Origin of the sequence: Arthrobacter sp. CAL618 (genome assembly GCF_000468215.1) — a bacterium.
Classification (GTDB): Bacteria; Actinomycetota; Actinomycetes; order Actinomycetales; family Micrococcaceae; genus Arthrobacter_D.
Genome location: NZ_ASZW01000074.1, coordinates 2,405 through 4,544 on the forward strand (window position 1 = coordinate 2,405; position 2,140 = coordinate 4,544).

The window sequence follows — 2,140 nt, forward strand, 5'->3', positions numbered from 1 at the left end:
CGCGAGCGCAATGGAAGCGGCCCGCGCCGGCAGCCCACGGGTGACGGCGACAGCGGCGATCAGCGAGGCATTCTCGGCCTGTTCGAGGCCAAGTTCGTAGGTATCGTCGCCGACGACGGCGGTGCAGCGCTCCCGCACCAGGACTTCCGACGTGTTCACCTGGCTGACGGCCAGATAGATGCCACCGGACAGCACCGCCAGCAGCACGACGAGAACCAGCGTCGTCTTCACCCGACGACGGCGACGCGCTTCGGCTTTCGTGTAAGCCACGGGTCCCTAGTTGGCGTGCAGCACTGAGTTCAAGGCGATCCCGTGGCCGCTGCGCGGACGTGCCTCGACGACGCCGGTCGCCGAGTTGCGGAGGAACAGCAGGAAGGACTCACCGGAGAGCTCGGCGGCCTTGACCACTCGCCCGTCCGGAAGGGTGACCTTGGTGCCAGCAGTAATGTACAGGCCGGCTTCGACGACGCAGTCGTCGCCGAGGGAAATCCCGATGCCGGCTTGAGCGCCGAGAAGGCACCGCTCGCCGATCGCCACCCGTTCCTTGCCGCCCCCGGAGAGTGTGCCCATGATGGATGCGCCGCCACCGATGTCCGAACCGTTGCCCACCACCACTCCGGCGGAAATGCGGCCTTCGACCATCGACTGGCCGAGGGTGCCCGCATTGAAGTTGACGAAACCCTCGTGCATGACGGTGGTACCAACGGCCAGGTGTGCGCCAAGCCGCACCCGGTCGGCGTCGGCAATCCGTACCCCGGCGGGCAGTACGTAGTCGACCATGCGGGGGAACTTGTCCACGCCGTAGACCACTACCGTGCCGCGGGTCCGCAGCCGGAGGCGGGTGCTTTCGAAGTCTTCGACGGGGCAGGGCCCGAAGTTGGTCCACACCACGTTGGCCAGCAGCCCAAACACGCCGTCGAGGTTGACGGTGTTGGGCGCTGCAAGCCGGTGGGACAGAAGGTGCAGGCGAAGATATGCGTCCGCTGCGTCGGTCGGTGCCGAATCCAGGTCGGCGTGCGCCACAATGACTTCCTGGCTGGTGCCGCGCAGGTCATCGTTCCCGGCCAGGGCGTCGAGAGAGCTTCTGAGATCCTCCTGCGATGTGTCGCCGAGTTCGGGGCGGGGAAACCACACATCAAGGACGGTGCGGTTGGCGGCGAAGGTCGCCAGACCCAGTCCGTGGGCTGAGCGGGGGCCTGGATCGGTTGCTGGCGTGGGGGCTGTGGCTCGTTCAGTCATGGCCTCAAGTCTACCGAGCGATAGGCTGGATCAATGACCGCTAACCTCCCCGCAGCCCTTGACCTTTCTGCCGATGTTGCAGCTCTGACCGCCTCTCTCCTCGACATTGAGAGCGTCTCCGGCAATGAGCGGACCCTCGCCGACGCCGTCGAAACCGCCTTGCAGGCCTGCCCCCATCTGGAGCTGGTGCGCGACGGCGACTCAATCATCGCGCGGACCTCACTGGGCCGCGCCGAACGGGTCATCCTCGCCGGCCATCTGGACACCGTGCCCCTTCCCGGTGTTCCCGGCTCCCGGGGAACCGTTCCCAGCACCTGGGACGGCGAAGTGCTCTACGGCAGGGGTGCCACCGATATGAAGGGCGGGGTGGCGGTCCAGTTGGCGCTCGCCGCAGCGCTGACCGAACCCGCCCGTGACATTACCTACGTGTTCTACGACCACGAGGAAGTCGATGCGTCGTTGAGTGGGCTTGGCAGGCTGGTGACCAGGTTCCCTGACTGGTTGACCGCCGATTTCGCAGTGTTGCTGGAACCCACGGACGGTACCGTCGAGGGCGGCTGCAACGGCACCGCCCGCTTCAATGTCACCACCACCGGCCGGGCAGCGCACTCGGCACGTGCCTGGATGGGGGAGAACGCCATCCATGCGGCTGGCGACATCCTGACCCGGCTTCGCGACCACGAACCACTCACCGTTGACGTGGATGGCCTCGCCTACCGGGAGAGCCTTAACGCGGTGATGATCAAGGGCGGCACGGCTGGGAACGTCATCCCCGACCGGACAGTGGTTGAGGTGAACTACCGGTTTGCGCCGGATAAGTCGCCCGACGACGCCGAGGCTTACGTCCGGGCGGTGCTGGAGGGCTACGACGTCGAACGCACCGACGCTGCCGCCGGCGCCC

At 66.7% G+C, this 2,140-nt stretch carries 2 protein-coding genes and 1 pseudogene; 1 reads left to right on the plus strand and 2 read right to left on the minus strand.

The window, feature by feature from the left end:
• A pseudogene (locus K728_RS23050) lies at positions 1 to 231 on the minus strand (hypothetical protein); the annotation flags it as partial.
• A 45-nt stretch (positions 232 to 276) separates the two neighbouring features.
• A complete protein-coding gene (gene dapD, locus K728_RS0104845) occupies positions 277 to 1,239 on the minus strand; it encodes a 2,3,4,5-tetrahydropyridine-2,6-dicarboxylate N-succinyltransferase (RefSeq protein ID WP_024476018.1) in 963 nt (320 codons plus the stop codon).
• Positions 1,240 to 1,272: 33 nt separating this feature from the next.
• On the opposite strand from dapD, the gene dapE reads away from it, so the two are divergent.
• Positions 1,273 to 2,140, plus strand: an 868-nt coding sequence (dapE, locus tag K728_RS0104850) for a succinyl-diaminopimelate desuccinylase (protein WP_024476019.1), incomplete at its 3' end; no start/stop codon positions are given.

Coding starts and splice junctions, on each gene's coding strand:
- dapD (WP_024476018.1), bottom strand. CDS start 1,239: ATGACTGAACGAGCCACAGCCCCCACGCCAGCAACCGATCCAGGCCCC.